General features: G+C 68.4%; 16 protein-coding genes and 1 pseudogene. 12 read left to right on the top strand and 5 right to left on the bottom strand.

Annotated elements, in window-relative coordinates:
• From J7024_RS31330 to J7024_RS31305, 6 genes and pseudogenes are all read left to right on the top strand, one after another.
• A pseudogene (locus J7024_RS31330) lies at window positions 1-172 on the top strand (DinB family protein); the annotation flags it as partial.
• Window positions 169-900, top strand: a complete 732-nt coding sequence (locus J7024_RS31325) for an alpha/beta fold hydrolase (protein ID WP_124826888.1) — start codon at window positions 169-171, stop codon at window positions 898-900. The pseudogene J7024_RS31330 and the gene J7024_RS31325, both read left to right, overlap by 4 nt.
• A gap of 133 nt (window positions 901-1,033) precedes the next feature.
• Window positions 1,034-1,912: an alpha/beta hydrolase gene (locus J7024_RS31320; protein ID WP_175750824.1), complete on the top strand. Its 879-nt coding sequence runs from the start codon at window positions 1,034-1,036 to the stop codon at window positions 1,910-1,912.
• 96 nt (window positions 1,913-2,008) lie between these two features.
• A complete protein-coding gene (locus J7024_RS31315) occupies window positions 2,009-2,908 on the top strand; it encodes a LysR family transcriptional regulator (protein ID WP_124826886.1) in 900 nt (299 codons plus the stop codon).
• Window positions 2,909-3,004: 96 nt separating this feature from the next.
• The gene (locus J7024_RS31310) at window positions 3,005-3,331 is read left to right on the top strand and encodes a carboxymuconolactone decarboxylase family protein (RefSeq protein WP_124826885.1); all 327 of its coding nucleotides are present in this window, start codon (window positions 3,005-3,007) and stop codon (window positions 3,329-3,331) included.
• Between the two features lie 76 nt (window positions 3,332-3,407).
• On the top strand, window positions 3,408-4,415 hold the full coding sequence (locus J7024_RS31305; RefSeq protein WP_124826884.1) for an aldo/keto reductase: 1,008 nt from the start codon (window positions 3,408-3,410) through the stop codon (window positions 4,413-4,415).
• 226 nt (window positions 4,416-4,641) lie between these two features.
• On the opposite strand, the gene J7024_RS31300 is transcribed toward J7024_RS31305, so the two are convergent.
• Window positions 4,642-4,872 (bottom strand): hypothetical protein, encoded by a 231-nt coding sequence (locus J7024_RS31300; RefSeq protein ID WP_124826883.1) that lies wholly within the window; start codon window positions 4,870-4,872, stop codon window positions 4,642-4,644.
• A gap of 269 nt (window positions 4,873-5,141) precedes the next feature.
• Entirely contained in the window at window positions 5,142-6,047 is a 906-nt protein-coding gene (locus J7024_RS31295; protein ID WP_124826882.1) for a hypothetical protein, read from the bottom strand.
• A gap of 78 nt (window positions 6,048-6,125) precedes the next feature.
• On the opposite strand from J7024_RS31295, the gene J7024_RS31290 reads away from it, so the two are divergent.
• Both J7024_RS31290 and J7024_RS31285 read left to right on the top strand, forming a co-directional pair.
• Window positions 6,126-6,464: a helix-turn-helix domain-containing protein gene (locus tag J7024_RS31290; RefSeq protein WP_096501913.1), complete on the top strand. Its 339-nt coding sequence runs from the start codon at window positions 6,126-6,128 to the stop codon at window positions 6,462-6,464.
• A 128-nt stretch (window positions 6,465-6,592) separates the two neighbouring features.
• Window positions 6,593-7,438 carry a GNAT family N-acetyltransferase gene (locus J7024_RS31285; RefSeq protein WP_425125867.1) on the top strand — a complete coding sequence of 282 codons (846 nt, stop codon included), beginning with the start codon at window positions 6,593-6,595 and terminating at the stop codon, window positions 7,436-7,438.
• 109 nt (window positions 7,439-7,547) lie between these two features.
• Here J7024_RS31285 and pbpC read toward each other — a convergent pair whose 3' ends face one another.
• Window positions 7,548-9,959 carry a penicillin-binding protein 1C gene (gene pbpC / locus J7024_RS31280; RefSeq protein ID WP_175760720.1) on the bottom strand — a complete coding sequence of 804 codons (2,412 nt, stop codon included), beginning with the start codon at window positions 9,957-9,959 and terminating at the stop codon, window positions 7,548-7,550.
• Between the two features lie 54 nt (window positions 9,960-10,013).
• Complete coding sequence (locus J7024_RS31275) at window positions 10,014-16,016, bottom strand: alpha-2-macroglobulin (protein ID WP_199568896.1); 6,003 nt, start codon at window positions 16,014-16,016, stop codon at window positions 10,014-10,016.
• A 306-nt stretch (window positions 16,017-16,322) separates the two neighbouring features.
• Here J7024_RS31275 and J7024_RS37600 point away from each other — a divergent pair, with 306 nt between their 5' ends.
• Complete coding sequence (locus J7024_RS37600; RefSeq protein WP_124826879.1) at window positions 16,323-16,850, top strand: hypothetical protein; 528 nt, start codon at window positions 16,323-16,325, stop codon at window positions 16,848-16,850.
• 139 nt (window positions 16,851-16,989) lie between these two features.
• On the opposite strand, the gene J7024_RS31260 is transcribed toward J7024_RS37600, so the two are convergent.
• Complete coding sequence (locus tag J7024_RS31260) at window positions 16,990-17,919, bottom strand: 2-hydroxyacid dehydrogenase (RefSeq protein WP_175858189.1); 930 nt, start codon at window positions 17,917-17,919, stop codon at window positions 16,990-16,992.
• 166 nt (window positions 17,920-18,085) lie between these two features.
• Here J7024_RS31260 and osmF point away from each other — a divergent pair, with 166 nt between their 5' ends.
• The 3 genes from osmF to J7024_RS31245 all read left to right on the top strand — a co-directional run.
• Window positions 18,086-19,009: a glycine betaine ABC transporter substrate-binding protein OsmF gene (osmF, locus tag J7024_RS31255; RefSeq protein WP_124826877.1), complete on the top strand. Its 924-nt coding sequence runs from the start codon at window positions 18,086-18,088 to the stop codon at window positions 19,007-19,009.
• Complete coding sequence (locus J7024_RS31250) at window positions 19,006-20,184, top strand: ABC transporter permease (protein ID WP_124826876.1); 1,179 nt, start codon at window positions 19,006-19,008, stop codon at window positions 20,182-20,184. Before osmF ends, J7024_RS31250 begins: the two co-directional genes overlap by 4 nt.
• The coding region (locus J7024_RS31245) for an ABC transporter ATP-binding protein (protein WP_234745757.1) at window positions 20,181-21,085 on the top strand (905 nt) is incomplete at its 3' end. The genes J7024_RS31250 and J7024_RS31245, both read left to right, overlap by 4 nt.

The following is a 21,085-nucleotide window of genomic DNA, read 5'->3' as shown; positions in this document are numbered from 1 at the left end:
CCTGCAGGCGCCGGAACTCGCTCGCTGCGGATTGCGCGACGGCATCAGCCGGATGTCGCTCGACGAGTTCGTGCGCGAGTTGCTCGACCACGATCGCACGCACGTGCTCGAACTCGACGAGCTGCTCGCCGAACTCGAATTGCCGCCCCTTCCTGCCACGGCCGCCGAATGACCCAGCCCACCACACCCGTCGTCTTCATTCACGGCTTCATCGGCACGCTCGACGTGCCCGAATGGTCCGGCCCGCATCTCGCGCCCGACCTGCTCGGCTACGGCATCCATCGCGCCGCGCAGCCCGCCGCGATCACGCTCGCCGCGCAGGTCGAACATGTGCGGCAGGCCGTCGGCAAGCAGTTCGGCGCGCAGCCGGTCGATATCGTCGGTCATTCGGTGGGCGGCGCAATCGCGATGCTGTTCGCGCATGCGCATCCGGCGCACGTGCGCCGGATCGTCAACGTCGAAGGCAACTTCACGCTCGACGATGCGTTCTGGTCGGCGTCGGTCGGCCGCATGACGCCCGCGCAAGCCGATGCGATGCTCGACGGACTGCGCGACGATCCGCCGGGCTGGCTGCGCGGCGCGATCGACGATCCGTCGCCGCGCCAGCTCGACGATGCACGCCGCTGGCTCGCGCATCAGCCGGCGTCGACGCTGCGCGCGATGGGGCGCTCGGTCGTAGCAACGACCGGTGAACCGGGCTATCTGCAAACGCTCGCGCAGGTGTTCGAGCGTCATCCGGTGTGGCTCGTCGCGGGCGAACGCTCGCGGGCGGGCTGGCATGTGCCGGACTGGGCGCTCGCGCGCTGCGCCGGCTTCGAAACGATCGGCGGCTGCGGGCATCTGATGCCGGCCGAGCGGCCCGCTGCGTTTCGTGACACGCTCGCGCGCTGTCTCGGCTGACGCCTGCGTCGCCGCCCATCTGACAACCCGTAGGTTTCGCCGAAATATGGCTGAAAGGCGCGGTTGCTAGAGTCGCCGAACCGGGTTGTCCTGGCGCCCGACCGCCGGACGGAGGCGATACATGCAACGATCAATGAACCTGGTACGTGCATTCTGGCTGCTCCTGCTGCTCGCCGTCGCGGGCCCCGCCCTCGCGTTCCAGACGCGGGTCGTGGCGATCCCCAGCGCGGCGATGAGCGAAACGCTGAAGGCGACCGTCGTGTTGCCCGACGACTACGCACGCCCGCACGGCGGCGCCGAACGCTTTCCGGTCGTCTACCTGCTGCACGGCTCCGGCGGCGACCACACCGACTGGACCAGCAACACGCATATCGCCGCACTCGCCGACCGCTATCACGCGATCCTCGTGATGCCCGACGGCGGACACGAGAGCTGGTACCTCGACAGCCCGTTCGACTCGGGCAGCCGCTACGAAACCTTCGTCGGCAACGAAGTCGTGTCCTATATCGACGATCACTTCAGGACGATCGCCGCCAAGCATGCGCGCGCGATCACCGGGCTCAGCATGGGCGGCTTCGGCGCGCTGCGCATCGCGCTCGACCGGCCCGACACGTTCGGCGCGGTCGGCAGCATCAGCGGCGCGGTCGACCCGCGCTGCTGCGAGGACGAGCCGGGCATCGACCACGTGTTCGGCGACCCGGTCCGCCATCCGTCGTTCTGGAACCGCAACGCGATCGTCGAAAACGCACGCGCGTTCGTCCGCGCGCATCTCGACCTGACGATCGACTGCGGCCGCGACGACGCGTTCGTCGGCTCGAATCGCACGCTGCACGAGCGGCTCGTCGCGCTCGGCGTGCCGCACGACTATGCGGAACGTCCCGGCGGCCACACGTGGGATTACTGGGCGCACGCGATCCGCTACCAGATGCGGTTCTTCGCGATGTCGTTCCAGCACGGCGGCTATGCCTACCATCCGGCGCCCCATGCGCCGGGCATGACGCACGCGGGCTGACGCGCGCGGCACTGCGGTGCGGCGCCACCCTCCGCACGGCGCGGCGCGGCGAACCCGGTGGTACGATGCGCTGGCATCGACCACCCACGTTTCCCCATGCCGCGCGACAACTTTGCGGACCTGCTTGCCTTCATCGCCGTCGCACGCGAGCGCAGCTTCACGCGCGCGGCCGCCCGGCTCGGCGTATCGCAATCCGCACTCAGCCATACGATCCGCTCGCTCGAGACGCGTCTCGGCGTGCGGCTGCTCGCGCGCACGACGCGCAGCGTGTCGCCGACCGAAGCCGGTGAGCGCCTGCTGCTGAACCTCGCGCCGCGCTTCGACGAAATCGAGGCCGAACTGTCCGCGCTCGCCGAGCTGCGCGACAAGCCGGCCGGCACCGTGCGCATCAACGCGACCGACTACGCGATCCGCACGTTGCTGTGGCCGAAGCTGTCGCCGATGCTGCGCGACTATCGCGACCTGAAGGTCGAGTTCGTGACCGACTACGGGCTGTCCGACATCGTCGCGGAACGCTTCGACATCGGCGTGCGACTCGGCGACCAGGTCGCGAAGGACATGATCGCGGTGCGCATCTCGCCCGACCTGAAAATGACGATCGTCGGCGCGCCCGCGTATTTCGCGCAACGCGAGCGGCCCATGACGCCGCAGGATCTCGTCGCGCACGACTGCATCAACCTGCGCCTGCCGACGCATGGCGCGCTGTACGCATGGGAACTCGCGCGCGGCGACGACACGCTGCAAGTGCGCGTCGACGGCCAGGTTACGTTCGACGGCACCTATGAAATGCTCGACGCGGCGCTCGCCGGCTACGGCCTCGCGTACGTGCCGGCCGAACTCGCCGCGCCGCATGTCGATGCCGGCTGCCTCGTCAGCGTGCTCGACGACTGGTGTCCGACGTTCCCCGGTCATCATCTGTACTACGCAAGCCGGCGACAGTCGTCGCGCGCGCTCGCACTGATCGTCGACACGCTGCGCCATCCGGCTCACTCATGAGCCCGTTCGATAAGTGCATGCGAATTCTTTGGGATTATCGATAAGCGTATCGGTCGCTACCATCGTCGGTGTCTTCAACGTCATCCGGAGCCATCGATGTCCGAACCGACCTCCCCCGCGCGGCGCGCCTTCGGCGCCATCGCGCCGGCTCTCGCCGACTACACCGACAACGTGCTGTTCGGCGACGTATGGCAGCGCCCCGGCCTGTCGCCGCGCGATCGCAGCCTGATCACCGTCGCGAGCCTCGTCGCGCTGTATCGCGTGAACGAGCTGCCGTTCCATCTGAAGAAAGCGCTCGACAACGGCCTGACCCGCGATGAACTGATCGAGGCGATCACCCATCTCGCGTTCTATTCGGGCTGGCCGACCGCAAGCTCGGCGCTGCCGGTCGCGCAACGCATCTTCGACGAAGCCGGCGTGTGAACACGACGTACGGCCGGCACGTTCCCGTTCAACCGACTTGAACCGACGCGGGTGTATCCCCGCATGGAGTCTGCATATGGATTACCGCTATCTCGGGCGCAGCGCGCTCAAGGTGTCGCCGCTGTGTCTCGGCGCGATGATGTTCGGCGGGGAAACCGACGAAGCGACATCAGCGCGCATCATCGACAAGGCGTTCGACCAGGGCGTCAACTTCATCGACACGGCCGACGTCTATCACGCCGGACGCTCGGAAGAAATCGTCGGCCGAGCGATCGCACGGCATCGCGACAGCTGGGTCGTCGCGACGAAATTCGGCTATCCGGCCGGGCCGGACGCGGGGCCGAACCGTCAGGGCCAGTCGCGCAAGTGGATCTTCGAATCGGTGGACGCGAGCCTGAAGCGGCTCGGTACCGATTACATCGATATCCTCTATTTCCATCGCGCGCTGACCGACGCGCCGCTCGACGAAGCGATGCGCGCGGTGGCCGACCTGATCCGGCAAGGCAAGGTGCGCTACATCGGGCTGTCGAACTTCAAGGGCTGGCGCATTGCCGAGATCGTGCGACTCGCGGATCAGCTCGGCATCGATCGGCCGGTTGCGAGCGAACCGCTGTACAACCTCGTCGACCGCACGGCCGAGGTCGAACAGCTTCCGGCCGCCGCGCATTACGGGATCGGCGTCGTGCCGTACAGCCCGCTCGCGCGCGGTGTGTTGACCGGCAAATATGCGGTCGATGCGCAGCCGCCCGCCGATTCGCGCGCAGGCCGCGGCGACCGGCGCATCCGGCAGACGGAATGGCGGCCCGAATCGCTGCACATCGCGCAGCAGGTGGCCGCGCATGCGGCTGCGCGCGGCACGACGTCGGTCGCGTTCGCACTCGCCTGGGTGATGAAGAACCGTATCGTCAGCTCGACGATCGCGGGCCCGCGCACCGAGGCGCACTGGGACAGCTACGTCGATGCGCTGACGCTCGAACTCGGCCCCGACGACGAGCGCTTCGTCGACGCGCTGGTGCCGCCCGGGCACGCGTCGACGCACGGTTATACGGATCCCGGCTATCCGGTCGAAGGACGGAAGGTTTGACGTCGGGAGATTGAAGCGGGAGGCCCGCTGCCCGCCGCCATGATGCGGCGATCGCGATTGCAGGCGCGAGAAGGATGTACGACTGACGGGCCGGACGGCGCGTCCGGCAAGCGGGTGAGCGGGTGAGCGGGTGAACCGAGGCAGTGCGCGGCGGGCGACGCGGCGAAAAACAGAAAACGAAAAACGGCAAACAGAGACGGCGGCGGCAGCGGCAGCGGCGGCGAACTCAGTTGCCGCTTGCCGCGTCAGCGCTCACCACGCGATCGAAAAATTCCTGCGCTTGCGCCAGCTCGTCGAGCGCGCGATCGAGACGCGACATCGCGCGTGCATATTCGGCCGACGAGATATCGTCGTCGCTTTCGCCGCGCACGACGCGAAACGCCTGATCGACATTGCGCGTCGCTTCGACGAAGCGTTGCGCGGCCCGGGCTTCCTGCGAACGGATGTGGGTCGACATCGACACTTCTCCCTCAGGGTTGCTGTGCGAAGCAAGCCGATGCCCAGTATGCGGCACGCGCATGTCGACGGCGTGAACGATCGCCAACCGCCTGCCTGCGCATCGCAGCGATGCTTCGAGCCGATTGTCGCTCCGGGTTCGCGGATCCGCTATGGCGAGATTGCAACAAATTCTTGCGGCCGCCGTCACGACGGCCGCACCGGCGCGTGCATTGCACACGCATCGGTTTCGCTGCGGATGTCACGCGCCGCACCTCAGCGGCGCAAACGTCACGCGCGCCCGATGCGCGGATGCGTCAAGCCGCCGAACGCCGCTGCTTCGCCGGGCGACAGATCGAACAGATCGCCGGTGGGTTCGCGCGGGTGCTCGGTAGCGGGCCGACTGCGCAACCGCGCCACATGCGCGGGCGTGACATAGGCGGCCGCCGTTTCGATCGGCGGCACGTCGAACAGATCGCGCGTGACGCCGCGCACGGCATCCGTCGGTGACCGGCCGCGCAGGCGCGCGACCAGTTCCACGAAGCGATCGAAATCGCCAGCGCGCGTGGCCTTGTTCACATCGGCGAGATCGCGCGCTTTCAGCACGCACGGCTGCGCGAGCCGCACGAAATACGGTGCCTCGAGCTCGACCGACAGCGCGAGCGGATAGCTCTTTCCCGTTTGTTCCTTCGCACGCCCTATGCAGTCGACCACGGCCGCGCCCTGCGCGACGCCGAGCGGCTTGCCCGTGCTCACGCTGCGCAGGTGATCCGGGAACACGCGCAGTTGCGTGCCGACCGTCAGCGCGGTGGACGACGCGCACACCAGCGCATAGTGTTGTTCGCGACGCCGGCCCGACGGCAGCGTCGAACGGCTCGCGATGAACGTGTGCGGCGGCAACGGCCGCACCTGGCCGCTTGCGTCGACCCATGCATTCCACAGCAGCGCGTCCTCGCGCTTGCGCTCGCCCGGCCGCGTGCGCGATGCGACCGGCGAAAACAGCGCGAGCAGCGAGCCCGTGCGATGCGCGGCGACTTCTGCGCTGCTGCCGAGCGGCTGGTTGATTCCCCACAGAAAACGCCCACCCCCAAGCCGGCGCTCCCATTCCTTGCGGAGCACGACGGTCGGCAGTTCCTCGCCGGACTCGGTACCGATCTTCGTCCAGCAGAACGTGGGAGGGAGGTGTTTCAGTGTCATCAACTTTCTCGGAATACAGCCTCGCTGGTGACAGCAAGCCCATTCAACAACCGTAACTGTATAGGTATAATGCATCACATGGAAGCCCCGGACCACGATTTTCCTGTTCAAGACCTGTTGCGCCGTCTGATGGCGGATACGCGCTCGTCCAGCGAAATCGCACGGCTTTCCGGCGTCAGCCAGCCGACCGTGTCGCGTTTGCGGTTGTCGAACGGGCATCGGCTGCGGCGCAGCGCGCCATTCAACAAGCTATGCAGTTTCTACGGTGTCGATACCGGGCCGACGCGCCGCCGCTACAACGACCTGCTGCGCGACGCGATCGTCGACGCGTGGGACGGCTCGGACGAGCACGGCCGCGCGCTGCTGGTCGTGATTCAGGGATTGAAGGATCTGCAGGCGAAGGCGGACGACGGGTAACGGTGCAGCAAGAACGAAGCGCCGCCCGCATCGACCGGCAACTCAAGCACCGATGACGGCACGAAATGACCGTGCCGATACCCGCGACCGGGACTATGATGATTCGGTCAACAGCCTCGGGGCGAACCGTGGATCGAGACGAAGCATTCATCGTGCGCACCATGTCGGCGGACGACGTCGCCATGTCGGTCGAATGGGCGGCGGCAGAAGGGTGGAACCCCGGCCGGCATGACCCGCGCTGTTTCAGGGAAGCGGATCCGGCCGGCTTCTTCGTCGGCGTCTGGCGCGACGAGCCGGTCGCGTGCCTCGCCACCGTCGCGTACGACGATCACTTTGGCTTCCTCGGTCTTTACATCGTCAAACCCGGGTATCGCGGCAAAGGCCTGGGCATGCGAATCTGGCAGCACGGCATGCGCTACCTTGGGGATCGCAACATCGGGCTCGACGGCGTCGTTGCCCAGCAGGCGAACTACAGGAAGTCGGGCTTCCGGCTCGCGTACCGCAACATTCGCTATCAGGGGCACGTAAGCGGCATCGGATGCGCACAGGTGGCGCCAGCGGCCGACGTGCCGTTCGAGCAGTTGCTTGCGTACGATCGCCAGTGTTTCCCCGCCGCGCGCGAGCGCTTCGTCTCCGCGTGGATCGCCCAGCCCGATGCCGTCGCGCTCGCGGCGGTCGATGCAGGCCGCGTCGCCGGATACGGTGTCGTGCGCCGCTGCAACACGGGCTGCAAGATCGGCCCGCTCTTCGCCGACGATGCGGACGTCGCGACCGGGCTGTTTCGTGCGCTGGCGGCGCGCATGCCCGGCGAGGTCATCGTGCTCGACGTACCGGAAACGAACCGCGCGGCCGTCGCGCTGGCGGAACGGCACGGCATGACGAGCGTGTTCGAAACCGCACGGATGTACACGCAACATGCGCCCGCGATTGCGATCGATCGCGTGTTCGGCGTGACGTCGTTCGAGTTGGGATGACGGCGCGCACGGGCCGGCCCGATCGTCCGCGAACGGCATCGGCGAGCACGCGCGACCGAGCCGCGACATCACGGTCACGCGGCGGCAACCGTCACGACGCAAACCCCTCCTACTGCTCCAGCCCCACCCCCAGCGGCCGCTGATCGCTCCGCCCGTGATCGTCGACTACCCGCACCGTATAGCTGCCGGCCGTGCGCGGCTGCCAGAACAATGCGTCGCCCGGCGTGCTGCGGCCGACATACGCGTCGTTGACGAACCAGTACAGCGCATGCGCGCTCGCGTCGGCCGTCGCGTTGAACGCGATGCGCGTATCGCCGGCGCTTTTCACGCGCATCGCATACGTGCTGCCGCGCAGCGGCGACGTGATGCGAGGCGGATCGCCTTCGACCTGCCCCGCATCACGGCAGTCCGCATTCTGCGGCGGCCGCCGGCGCGGAATGCCGGCCTGCGCGAACACTTGTTGCAGGTCGGACGGCCAGAACTCGAAGATCTCCGTATGCGTGCGCTTGCCGTCATACGGCGGGCATGCGGCCTTCCCTGTCGCATCGTCGATCACGACGGGCCGATGCACGGTACTCACGCGGATCGGCGATGTACCTGGAATGAACCAGGTCCAGCCCTGTTGCGGACACCATTCGTTCGGCAGGTCGCCACTCGCGAGGCAGATGCGCACGCGCTTCAGCTGCGGCGGCACCGGGCGCGGCGGCTCGACGAGCGTGCGCTCGGCGTTCAGCGCATCGACCACCTGGAAAAACAGCGGCGCCGCGGCATCGACGCCGACGAAAGCCGTGTTGCTCGAATTGTCGAAGTTGCCGACCCACACGATCAGCACGTAAGGACCGGATACGCCGGCCGTCCACGCATCGCGAAACGACCACGACGTACCGGTCTTCCAGTAGACGGGCATGCGCGACGGCTGCGCGCCGCTCGTCTCGTCAGGGCGCAGGTGCTGGCGCAGCATGTCCATCGTCATGTAGCTCGCCGCCGCGCTCAGCAGACGCCGGCCGGGCGCCACCGGCTCATCCGCACGCAGCCGCAGCGGCCGGAATTCGCCGCGGTTCGCGAGCATCGCGTAGAGCGCCGCGAGCTCCTGCATCGTCACTTCGCCGCCGCCGAGCACGAGCGCGAGTCCGTAGTGCTGCGCGCTCGCGAGCCGGCGCACGCCGGCTTCCTGCAGGAACCGGTACAGGTCGGGCGACTTGAGCTGCGACGCGACCCACACGGCCGGCACGTTGCGGCTGCGGTTCAGCGCATCGGTCGCGGTGATCGGCCCGAGGAAATGGCCGTCGAAATTCTCCGGCGCATACGGACCGAACGCGGTCGGCACGTCGCGCAGCACGGTCTGCGGGTGCAGCACGCCCTGGTCGAAACCGAGCGCGTAGATGAACGGCTTGAGCGTCGAGCCCGGCGAGCGACGCGCGAGCGTGCCGTTCACCTGCCCGTCGATCGTGCGGTCGAAGAAGTTCGCGGAGCCGACCAGCGCCTTCACCCCCATGTCGCGCGTATCGACGAGCATGGCCGCCGCGTTGCCCACCCCGCGCGTGGCGTTGCGCGCGACGTAGCGCGCGATCTGACGTTCGAGCGTGCGCTGTAGATCGAGGTCGAGCGTCGTCACGAGCCGCGCGCCGGCGTCGCCGTCCTCGGCCGCGCCGCCCGAGGTCGCGCGCCACGTACTGCGCGCGGCCAGCACCTGATTGACCGCATGCGGAGCGTCGAACGGCAGCGCGGACAGCGACCGCATCGCAAGCGGCAGCGTGAACAGCGGCTTGTACGAAGCATCGCCCGGGTGCTGCATCAGCCAGCGTGCATACAGCCGGTTGCGCGACGCGGTCAGCGCGCGGTTGATCTCGTCCTGCCCGCCGCGCACCCGGCGTGCCGGGTCCTGCGGAATCACCGCCAGCGCGAGCGCCTCGGGCAGCGTCAGCGCATCGGGCATCCGGTCGAAATAGACGACGCTCGCGGTGCCCGCACCCTCGACGTTACGGCCGTACGGCGCGTCGTTCAGATACGCCTCGAGGATCTGCCGCTTCGAATAGAACAGTTCGAGCTGCACCGCGCGCGCGACTTGCTCGAGCTTGCCGGCCGGCGTGCGCGTGTTGAGCCGCCACAGCGAGCGCGCGAGCTGCATCGTCAGCGTCGAGCCGCCCTGCGGATTGCCGCCGCGCACATACGTGACCCACGCACCGCGCGCGAGCCCGTACGGATTGAAGCCGGGATGCCACCAGAACCAGCGGTCCTCGTGCAGCATCACGGCCTCGACGAGCTGCGGCGACATCCGTTCGAGCGACACCCACAACCGATAGCGATCGTCCTGCGCGAGCGTCAGGCGCAGCAGCCGGCCATGCGCATCGACCACCGCGACCGACGACGGCTTCCAGTCGCGCAGCGGCGGATGCGGCCACATCCGGCACGCGGCCAGCGCACCGAACACGAGCAGCACGCCGGCGATCGCGTTCTGCCAGCGATGCAGCCAACGGCCGGCGCCGCGCAATGCGCGGCGAAGCATCGAAGCATCAGTCACGCGCCCACGCTCCTCGCGCCCGGTGCGGCATGCAGGGCCGCAGCGACCGCAGCATCATCGCGCGCGCCCCACCGTCAGCGTCGCGCCGCCCGGCGCCTGCGCCTGCATGCGACGGTCGTACATCGACTCGCCATAGGCGGGCGGGGCGACGAAGCGGCCCGCGTTGCTCGCCTTGATCCGGTAGACGAACTCGCGCACGTCGGCGGTCGCGGTGCCGTAGATCACCACGCGGTCCTCGCGCACGTCCGCGAACTGCGGCTGCCACGTCGAGCCGGTCACGCCGATCGGCGAACGCCACGGCGCGTCGGCCGGCGGCGCCGACGCCGCGCCGTCTCCGCTGTCGTCGCTCTGCGCGTCGATCATGGGCGGCGGCGCGATCACCGGATCGAAACCGCCAGGCAGCAAGTCGACGATCGCGACGTTGCCGACGCTCGCCGAGCCCGTCGCGCGGATCTTCAGGTGCACGTCGATCTCCTGGCCGACCGTGATCCTGTCGAGCGGCTTGCCGTTCGTGTCGGTGTAGTCGCGCACGATCTCGAGCCCGTTCCTGATCGCCTTCGTCGACGTGCCGCGGTCGTAGCCCGACTGGCTCGCGACCCACCACGCCGGCAGCGAGCTGCCGTTCACGAAGTCGACGCGCGACGCGCCGCCCGCCCACGTACCGGTACGCACGAGGTTCGCCTGGATCGACGACACGTCCTTCGGTGCGCCGCCCGTGCGCACCTCGTCGATCGCGAGCTTGTCGAGCTGCCCCGCGTTCGACGCCGCGTACGCATCGAGCGCGAGAATCGTCATCGCCGACGACAACGTGTTGTAGCGATTGTCGACGAGCGGTGCGGCGATGTTGTCCATCGCGCGCGGCGACAGCTTGCGCACCCGGTCCGGGAAATGCTTCGCGAGCAGATACAGCACGCTCGCGTCGCGCGTCAGCGGATCGATGTAGTAGCCCGTCGCGTAACCGCCGTCGGATGCGCGCTTGCGTTCGAGCAACGCCTGCGGACCCGCGATCAGCGCGGCGGCCTCCTTGTCCTGCTTGAGCAGCTGATACGACGCGGCGAGCCACGCGGCCGCGAGGTCGCTCTTCCAGTCGTTCGGATACGCATCCTGCAGCCGCTTCTGTACGGCCGCGAGGCTGTTGGTCGTCACGTTGCCCTGGCGCGTGAGCAGATACACCGCGTACGCGCGCTGCCGCAGCAGGTCGAGCGAGCCGAGCGAATCGTTCGCGGCGAGCTTCTGCAGATACTGGTTGCCCGCGTCGAGCATGTCCTTCGGCACCGCGAGGCCGCGCTCGCGCGCGTCGAGCAGCACGTGCATCGCATACGCGGACACGAACGGATCGGCATCGGGCGTCGCGCTCCACAGCCCGAAGCCGCCCTGCGCGTTCTGCCGGCTGCGCAGCACGTCGAGGAACTGCGCGATCGCCGCCGCGTTCGCCGCGTCGGCACCGGCCTCGGGCGCATGCATCGGGCTCGTCAGCGCGCGCACCGACAGCCATTTCGACGCGAACACGCGCGGCACGACCGCGCTGACCATCTGCTCGCTGCAGTAGTGCTCGAAATTGACGAGATACGACGACAGCCCTTCGGACAGCACGAGCGGCGCGGTCGAGATGCTCGCGTCGCGCAACGCATACGCGTCGTACATCGATCGCAGGTTCGGCACGCTCGCCTTCTTGCCCGGATCGAGCCGCGCGATGTCGAGCTGCGTGCGGAACGCGGCGGCCGGCCGCACCGACACGTCCACGCGCTGCTGCGCGCCCTTTGCGCCGTAGCGCGCGCCGAACGACAGCGCGCCCGAGCCGAGCGTGTCGGTTGCCTTCACGCGGAACAGCGCGACGCCCTCGTGCTGCGGCGCGAGCGCGACGTTCTGTGTGGCCGCGCCGATCACCTGCAGCTGCGGGCCCGTCTTCAGCGTGACCGCGACCGGCACCGGCTGGTTGCCGACGCCCGTCAGGTTGTTCGCGACACCGACGCTGACGTCGGCCTCGTCGCCCGGCGCGAGCGTCGTCGGCACGTTCGGCGACAGCACGAAATCGCCGCGCACCGTCGTCGCGCCTTCGAACGTGCCGACCAGGTCCGGCGACACCGACACGGCCATCACGCGCAGCTTGCCGTTGAAGTAATCCGGCACCGTGTAGCTCAGGCGCGTGTCGCCGTTCACGTCGACGATCCCCGACCAGTAGACGACCGGCTTGTCGCGCTTGCGCTTGAACGGGTTCAACTGGCGGCCGATCGCGTCGTCGGCGTCGCCGCCGGGCGCGGCCATCGCCATCAGCTTCTCGAAGTCCGGCAGGATCAGGTCGAGGATCTGCGACGTGCCGACCTCGAGCATCCGCTTGCGGAAGAAGAATTTCAGCGGGTCGCCGAGCTTGTAGCGCGCGACCTGCAGGATCCCTTCGTCGACCGCGAACACGACGACCTTTGCGGGTTTCGCCGAATGCACGGTGAAGTTGACGGTGTCGCCCGGCTTCACGAGCGCGGGCGTGTCGACCGTCAACGCATTGCGGCGCGCGTCGAGGTTCACCGAGAACGGCACGACGCCGTAGCTCAGCGGGCTCATGAAGATTTCGTCGGACGACGGATCGCGGATGTATTGCACGTTGATGTAGCCGTTGCCCTCGAACCCGGCCGGCACCGTGATGTGCTGGATCGAGCTCGTCGTGTCCGCATGAAACCATGCGTGCGCATACACCCTGTCGCGCTCGATCGTGATCAGCCCGCTGCCCGCATACGGTGCGCGGATCGCGATCTCCACCTGCTCGCCCGGCTTGTAGTCGTGCTTCGCGAGGCTCACCTGCAGCTCCGCGTTGCGGTCGAGCGAACGCGTGACGTTCGCGTCACCCGCGACCGAATACTCGATCCGGTTCACCGCGGTGCCGTCCGCGCGACGGATCACGAGCGCATAGCTGCCCGGCTTGTCGGTGCGCAGCGCGAAGTCGAGGCCGGCCGCCGGAATCGTCAGCAGCTTGTCGTCGACGGGCACCTCCTTCAGGCGCGAATCGTATTTGTATGCGCCGGAGTCCTGCTTGGTCAGCACCGACACGTAGCGCTCCTCGACGAGCTGCGCGCGCAGATCCTTCACGCCGATCGCCTTCGCACCCTGATCGATCGCGACGAGCCGCACCGTGCGCGGGCTGCCGCGCTTCACGTAGCCGAGATCGTCGACCGATTTGTAGCCGACGAGCCAGTCGTTGTTCGACACGAGTGTCTGCGCATTCGCGGCGACGTTGCGACCGCCTTCCGCCTCGTACGCCTTCGCCTGGAAGTAGAGCTGATAGGTCGCGTCCGCGTACTTGTCGAGGTCGAGATCGAACTCCGCATGGCCCTTGTCGTCGGTCGTGCCGTCCTGCAGCGTCGTCGTATAGCCTTCCTTCGCGCGCCGTGCGTCGAAGAAGCGGTACCCCTGCCAGCTACGGAACGACGGCCACACCGGGCGCAGCGTCAGCGTCGCGGCAACGCGACGCTTCTCGGCCGGCGTGCCGAACAGGTTCTGCGCATCGACGACGCCCTTCAGCCCCTTCGGCTTCACCCACCCTTCGACGACCTGCTGCGACAGCTTCGCGTCGACCTTCATCCGGTCGGGCAGGAATTCCTTCACCTGCACCGTCGTGCTGCCGATCGGCTCGTCGCCCGGCTGGCCGTCCTTGACGATGTACAGGTTGACCGTCCACGTGCCGGTCGGCGCGGTTTCGGTCGTCGTATAGCCGAGCTCGGTGAAGCCCGTCGCGTCGACGGTCACCGGCTTGCGCTCGACGGTGATCCCGCGCGGATCGACGATCTCCGCCTGCAACGGCACGCCGGCCGGACTGCGCGCCCAGCTCGCCGCCCGCACGATCAGGCCGATGTGGAACGGATCGCCGGGCCGGTACAGGCCGCGATCCGAGAACAGGTACGCCGACAGTTGCCCCTGGCCGGTCGCGTTGCGCTCGCCGTCGACGTCGAAGCGCGAGAAGTCGAGCTGGCGGTCGCGGCCCGCGACGGGCAGGAACGACAGGTCGCTGTCCTTCTTCACGACGTAAAGCTGCGGACGCTTCTCGCGATCGAGCCCCTTGAACGCGGGGAAATGCACGACGCCGTCGGCGCTCGTGGTCTGCGTAAACAGCGCCTGCCCGTTGACCGCCAGCACCGAGACGGTTGCGCCCGCAACCGGCCGGCCGTTGCGGATCGACTGGATGAACACGTCCTGGCTGCCGTCGAGCGCGCGCTTGACCAGCATCCCGAGGTCGGTCACGACGATCAGGCGCGTGTCGCCGATCGCGTTGTCGCCGTCGTCGCCATTGCCGTTGCCGTCGCCCGAATCGGCGTTGTCGGACTGATCCTGGTTGTTGCCGTCGTCGGACGATGCATCGCTATCCGTCGCGTCGCCGGCTTTCTTCTTCCCGGCGGCCGGATCGTACTTCGACAGGTGCAGCAGGAACACGCCGCGCTTGCCGCCCTGCAGGTACTGGCCGAGATCGACGCCTTCGTAACGGGCCTTGCCGGGGTCGCCGGCCGGGAACGCCCGCGTCTGCACGAAACGCTCGACGATGTGATCCTCGCTGAACGAATACGACAGCTCGGGCCGCGCATACGTGCCGTTGTTGAAGCTCACGAGATGCTGGATCTGGTCGGGCAGCACGCGGCCGATCTCGACCTTCATCCCCGGCAGGTTGCGCGACACGACCGACAGCCGCTTGCTGCCGCTCATCGACAGCAACGAACCGTCGGCCATGAAGCGCAACAGCTTCGGATAGTCGGGCACGGTGAACGCGGTCGTGACCGGCGCGCCGAGCAGATAGCCGCCCGCCGACTTCAGGTCGCCCGCGAAGCGCACGACGATGCGGTCGCCCGGCGTCGCGTGATACTTGAAGCTCTGCAGCGTCGCGAAATCGTTCTCGGTCGGCACGACTTCGAGCGGCAGCGGCTTCGATTGCTTCAGCACCGCGTCGCTGATGTCGTCCACGTTCCATTCGTACGGCGGATCGTCTTCCGACTGATCGGCGCCCGGCTTGCGCCTGGGGAGCACCCACGCCTTCGCGCGCGCGGCGAGGTCGCCGCTGCGCACGCCGTCGGACGCTTCGGCGACGAGCACCTGCTCGGGCTCGTAGCGCTCGTTGTCGACAAGCGTCGGCGCGATGTTGCCGATCGACAGGCTGTAGAGCCCCGGCACGTCGACCGATGCGTGCAGCGCCTGCGGCGTGCCGTCGCCGCCGCGCGCGCTTTTCACGCCCTTGTCGACGTCGAGCCGCACCGCCAGCGGATCGTGCGGGATCTCGAGCGGCTGCGAGTAGACCCACGCGCTCGTCTTCGTCCTGTCGTAGTTGACCGTGTAGCGCAGCGGCGTCGCGTTCTTGCCGTCGCGGCCGACCAGCACGAGGCCGATCCGCTTCTCGAACTCGGCCGGATCGACCGGATAGTTGAAGCGCAACTGCAGCAGCGCCTGTTTCTCCGCCGGATTGTCGGGGTTCTGGTAGAACTCGTTGTTGCCCGACGTCGCGCTGAAGGCCGGGATATCGAACGCGAAGTGGTCGTCGTGCATGCGCACCTGCGGTGCGAACACCTGGTGCACCGAGAAGCTCACCTCGACATGCGCGCCGACCGGCCAGTCGGCCGCCGGCGTGAAGCGCAGCGTCCTGTCGTCGGCCCATTCCCATGCGCCCTTGAGCGCGGGCGTCATCTCGATGCCCTGCCCGGCCGGCTTGCCGACTCGTTCGATCGGCGCAGCCGAGCGCGAGAATGCCACCTCGAGCGGATGCACGGTGATTTTCGGCTTGTCGCTGTCGTCGACCTCGTAGGTCGTGATGGCCGGCGCCTTCACGGTGAGACTGACGGTTTCGGGCTCGGGCGGCTTCGGTCGGTGCTTGAACCAGTACCCGCCGTAGCCGAGCGCGGCGGCGGCCAGCACGATGCCGCCGGCATGCCACGGGCGGCGCCGCACCGCCGCAGCGGTGATGCCCGCCCAGGCGGGCGCGGTCCACGACACGTCGCCCACGAGCGGCCGCAGCACGCGGCCGAGCAGGCGCCAGACGAAGCCCGCCGCACGAATCGGCAGGAGCAGCAGAAAACGCAGCAAATCCATTGTTGTTTCCTTGTCGCGGACGTGCTGCCCGACGCGGCGGCGTGCCCCGAACTGTTGCAGGTCTGTAACGGCGCGGCCCGGTTGCGCCGTGAATGCTTGGTATGTTCGACCGGATGCTGCGCGCCATTATCTGCTACAGCCGAAACGTTGGAAATATCGGCGTGCGGGTGCGCGACGCCGCGCCATGCCCGGCCAGCCGGCCGGGCAGGCGACGTCGCGTGCGCCGCCACCCGCTGCACGCGAGCCCGCCGCGTTCGCTGGAATGCGCGGCGCGTCGTGACTCGAATCAAATTGAAAGGAGCCGCCGTGAAACGCCCGTTCGAATGGCAGACCCGCCTGCGCCATGCGCACGGCGGGCGTCGCGCGGCCGGCGACGGTTTCGTGTCGCTCATCGCCGGCGCCGCGCTGATCGTCGTGCTGTCGGTAATGAACAGCTTTCGCACCGAGGTGTGCGACCGGATGCTGTCAGTGCTCGCGCACGTGGAGATCTTCTCGCCGTCCGGCACGCTGCCCGACTGGGGGCTGCCCGCCTCGCAAATCGTTACGGAACACTACGGGTTGCGCCGTCGCGCCCTATGTGGATGCGCGGGCGCCGCTGACCAACGCCGGTCACGCGACGAGCATTCCGACGTACCGCCGGCGCCCGAGCGGCTACTCGGCATCCGCTTCCTGACGCCGTCCGTGTATTTCCTCGGTGCGCTGCCGTCGGAACTCGCGACGGCCGACGTGATCGCGATCGCCGCGGCCGCATTCCTGATGTCGTGCGTCGCGACGCTGTACCCGAGCTGGCGCGCCGCACGCGTACGGCCAGCCGAAGCGCTGCGCGACGAATAGGCGTCATCGGTACAGGCAGCACAAGCGGCACGCCGTTGCGCGGTCTCGTGGGAACCGATGCTGATGCTGCCGTCCGGCGTGCAATCGGCGAGCGCGTCGAAATCGAGGCTGACGCGCTAGCGCCGCGCACGGCCCGTGCCTACACGGGCGTCAGCACCGGCTCCCCGGCGAAGTGCCGCGCGGCGTTGTCGAGAAACTGCCGCACCGAGCGATCGAGCGCCTCCGGCGACCAGCCGCCCATGTGCGGTGTCAGAACGACGTTGTCGAGCTCGGTCAGCGCGCGCGGCGGCGCCGGCTCGCCTTCGTACACGTCGAGCCCGGCGCCCGCGATGCGCCGCTCGCGCAACGCATCCGCCAAAGCAGCGGTATCGACGACGCTGCCGCGCGACACGTTGACGAGAAACCCGTCGGGCCCCAGCGCATCGAGCACCGCGCGGTCGATCAGATGGTGAGTATTCGCGCCGCCGGGCGTCGCGACAATCAGGAAATCGGCCCACTGCGCAAGCGCGTCGAGCCGGTCGAAAAAGCGGTACGGCACGGGCTTTTCGGAACGGTTGTGATAACCGATCTCGATATCGAAGCCGGCCGCGCGACGCGCGCATTTCTCGCCGATCTTGCCGAGGCCGACGATCCCGAGCTTCTTGCCCGACACATTCGGCGGCATCTGCAGCGCATCGCGCCACACACCGTCGCGCGTTGCCGCATCGAGCCGCACCACCCCGCGCACGACGGCGAGCAGCAGCGCAAAGGCGTGATCGGCGACGCAATCGTCGTTGGTGCCTGCACCCGTAACCATGGTGATGCCGCGCGCCTTCGCGTGCGCGACGTCGATGTGCTCGTAGCCTGCGCCGAGCGCGCTGACGAACGTGAGCTGCGGCAGGCGATCGATGTCGGCGGCGGCCAGACCCGTGCTGCCGTTGGTCAGCACCGCGCGAACGGTGCCGCCGTGTGCGGCGATCGCGCGCTCGCGCTCGTCGGCGGTCGGTGCGTAGTGCACGTCGTATGACGCGGCGATCAGGCGATGCGCGTCGCCGCGCAACGCGATGAGGACCAGCAACTCGGGTTTCATGTCAGGAAATGTCCGCAGGCGGGAATACGTTCCAGTGTAACAACGGCGCGTGACGCACGCGGGTTACCCCCACGCGCACTGTGGGCGCGCCGCCTCACGCGGTTTGCCAAAGCCGACTCACTCAAGTAACTTTCGGCGTACGTCCCCGTTCTGGAGAATGGCCCCGATGAAGCTCGCCCTGCCCGCCCGGATACTGGGCCTCGCGCTCGCCGCCGCTGTCGTTGCACCCGGCGCGCATGCCGACACGCCCGTCGTGGTGTCGTCGAAAATCGACACCGAAGGCAACCTGCTCGGCAACGTCATCGCACAGGTGCTGAAGGCCCACGGCATCCCCGTCACCGAAAAGATCGCGCTCGGCGCGACGCCGATCGTGCGCAAGGCGCTCACGAGCGGCGAGATCGACATCTACCCCGAATACACCGGCAACGCCGCGTTCTTCTTCAACAAGGCCGACGACCCCGTGTGGAAGAACGCGGCCCAGGGCTACGACACCGCGAAGAAGCTCGACTACGCGGCGAACCATCTCGTGTGGCTCGCACCGGCGCCCGCGAACAACACGTGGGGCATCGCCGTGCTCGCGCCGGTTGCGCAGTCGCAGCATCTGAAGACCTTCTCCGACTTCGGCAAGTGGGTGGCGGGCGGCGGCAAGGTGAAGCTCGCGGCATCGGCCGAATTCGTGAACAGCGCGTCCGCGCTGCCGTCGTTCGAGAAGGCCTACGGCTTCAAGCTGAAGCCCGACCAGCTCGTCGTGCTGTCGGGCGGCGACACGGCCGCGACGATCAAGGCGGCCGCGAACCAGACCGACGGCGTGAACGCGGCGATGGTGTACGGCACCGATGGCGGCATCGCATCGAGCGGCCTCGTCGTGCTCGACGACGACAAGCACGTGCAACCCGTCTATGCGCCGACGCCGGTAATTCGCGAATCCGTGCTGAAGGCGCATCCGCAAATCGCCGACTATCTGAAGCCGGTGTTCGCCAGCCTCGACCTGAAGACGCTGCAGACGTTGAACGCGCGCATCCAGATCAACGGCGAGCCTGCGGCCGGCGTGGCCAAGAGCTATCTGAAGTCGAAGGGTTTCATCAAATGACGGATCGCGCGGCGGTGTCCGCGCGGCGCGTGACGCTCGACAAGGTCGGCGTCCTGATCGGCGTGCTGACGATCGTCGCGGTGTTCGGCCTGCCGTTCATGGTGCTGCGCCCGAACCGCATCGCGGCCGGCACCGGGCTGTCGGTGTTCGCGGCGCTGCCCGCGGTGCACGGAGCCGCGCTCGCCGCGCTGTGGATCGCCGGCGCGCTGTGGGCGATGACGGCGAGCCGCCCCGCATGGCGGCTCACGGCCGGCTGCGCATGGCTCGCGACGCTTGCGTATGCGGTCGGCGCGGCGGCAACGCACGTCGTCACGCCCGACGACATGCTCGCGCGCGTGTCGCCCGCCGCAGGCGTCTGGCTGCTGCTGTTCGCCTGGGCCGTGCTCGTCGCCGACGCGCTCGCGCGGCTCGCGTTCGGCCCGTGGCGCCGGCTCGCCGCGCTCGTCGTCGCGATCGCGGCGATTTCGGTGCCGCTTGCGAGCGGCTGGTGGGACGGCCTTTCCGTGATGCGCGAATATGCGGTGCGCAGCGACGACTTCTGGCGCGAAGCGATCCGCCACGTGTCGCTCGCGGGCGGCTCGGTCGCCGCCGCGCTCGTCGCGGGCGTGCCGCTCGGCATCGCATGCGCGCGCGTCGCGCCGGTGCGCACCGTCGTGATGCCGGTGCTCAATATCGTGCAGACAGTCCCGAGCATCGCGATGTACGGGCTGATGATGGCGCCGCTCGGCCTGCTCGCCGCGCACGTGCCCCTCGCGGCCGCGCTCGGCATCCGCGGAATCGGCGTTGCGCCGGCCGCGCTCGCGCTGTTCCTCTATTCGCTGCTGCCGATCGCGTCGAGCGTCGTGGTCGGGCTCGCGCAGGTGCCGGAGCACGTGAGCGAGGCGGCACGCGCGATGGGCATGACGCGCGCGCAGCGGCTGCTGCGCGTCGATCTCGTGCTCGCGCTGCCGGTGATCCTGAGCGGCGTGCGCATCGTGCTCGTGCAGAACATCGGCCTGACCGCGGTCGCCGCGCTGATCGGCGGCGGCGGGTTCGGCACCTTCATCTTCCAGGGGATCGGGCAATCGGCAGCCGATCTCGTGCTGCTCGGCGCGATCCCGACGATCGCGCTCGCGCTGGCGGCCGCCGTCGTGTTCGAAGCCGCGACCACGCTCGCGAAGGGACGTACCGCATGATCGAGATCGACCGCATCGGCAAACGCTTCGGCGACATCGTCGCCGTCGACGACGTGTCGCTGACGATGCAGCAAGGCACGATCACCGCGCTCGTCGGCGCATCGGGCAGCGGCAAGTCGACGTTGCTGCGGATGATCAACCGGCTGATCGCGCCGACGAGCGGCACGATCCGCATCGACGGCATGGACACCGCCAGCGTGCCGCCCGAGCAACTGCGGCGGCGCATCGGCTATGTGATCCAGGGACACGGCCTGTTTCCGCACTGGAGCGTCGCGCGCAATATCGCGACCGTGCCGCGCCTGCTCGGCTGGCCGTCCGCGCGCATCGACGCGCGCGTGCGCGAATTGCTCGAACTGTTTCACCTCGCACCGTCCGAATTCGCGGACAAGCTGCCGCACGCGCTGTCGGGCGGCCAGCAGCAGCGCGTCGGCGTCGCGCGCGCGCTCGCGGCGGAGCCCGCGATGCTGCTGATGGACGAGCCGTTCGGCGCGCTCGATCCGATCATCCGCAACAAGGCGCAAGACGATCTGTACGCGCTGCAGCGCCGCCTCGGCATCACGGTCGTGATCGTCACGCACGATATCGAGGAAGCGTTGAAACTCGGCGACACGATCGCGGTGATGGACGGCGGCCGGCTGCTGCAGGTGGCATCGCCCGCCGAGATTCTCGGCAGGCCGGCGGCGGGCGTCGTCGAACAGCTCGTCGCGGGCGTCGATCGGCCGCTGCGCCTGCTCGCGCTGACGGCGATCGATGCGGTGGCCGAACCCGGCCACGCGGAAGGCGAACCGATCGCCGCGACCCGCACGCTGCGCGATGCGGTGTCCGAGCTGCTGTGGCGCGGCACGGACGCACTGCCCGTCGACGATGGCCAAGGGCGCGGATCGCGCCGCATCACGCTCGA

This window comes from Burkholderia sp. WTPI3 (assembly GCF_021483755.1).
In the GTDB taxonomy this organism is placed as follows: Bacteria; Pseudomonadota; Gammaproteobacteria; order Burkholderiales; family Burkholderiaceae; genus Burkholderia.
Note: the sequence above shows the minus strand (reverse complement) of the source record. Positions and strands in the feature narration are given on the sequence as shown.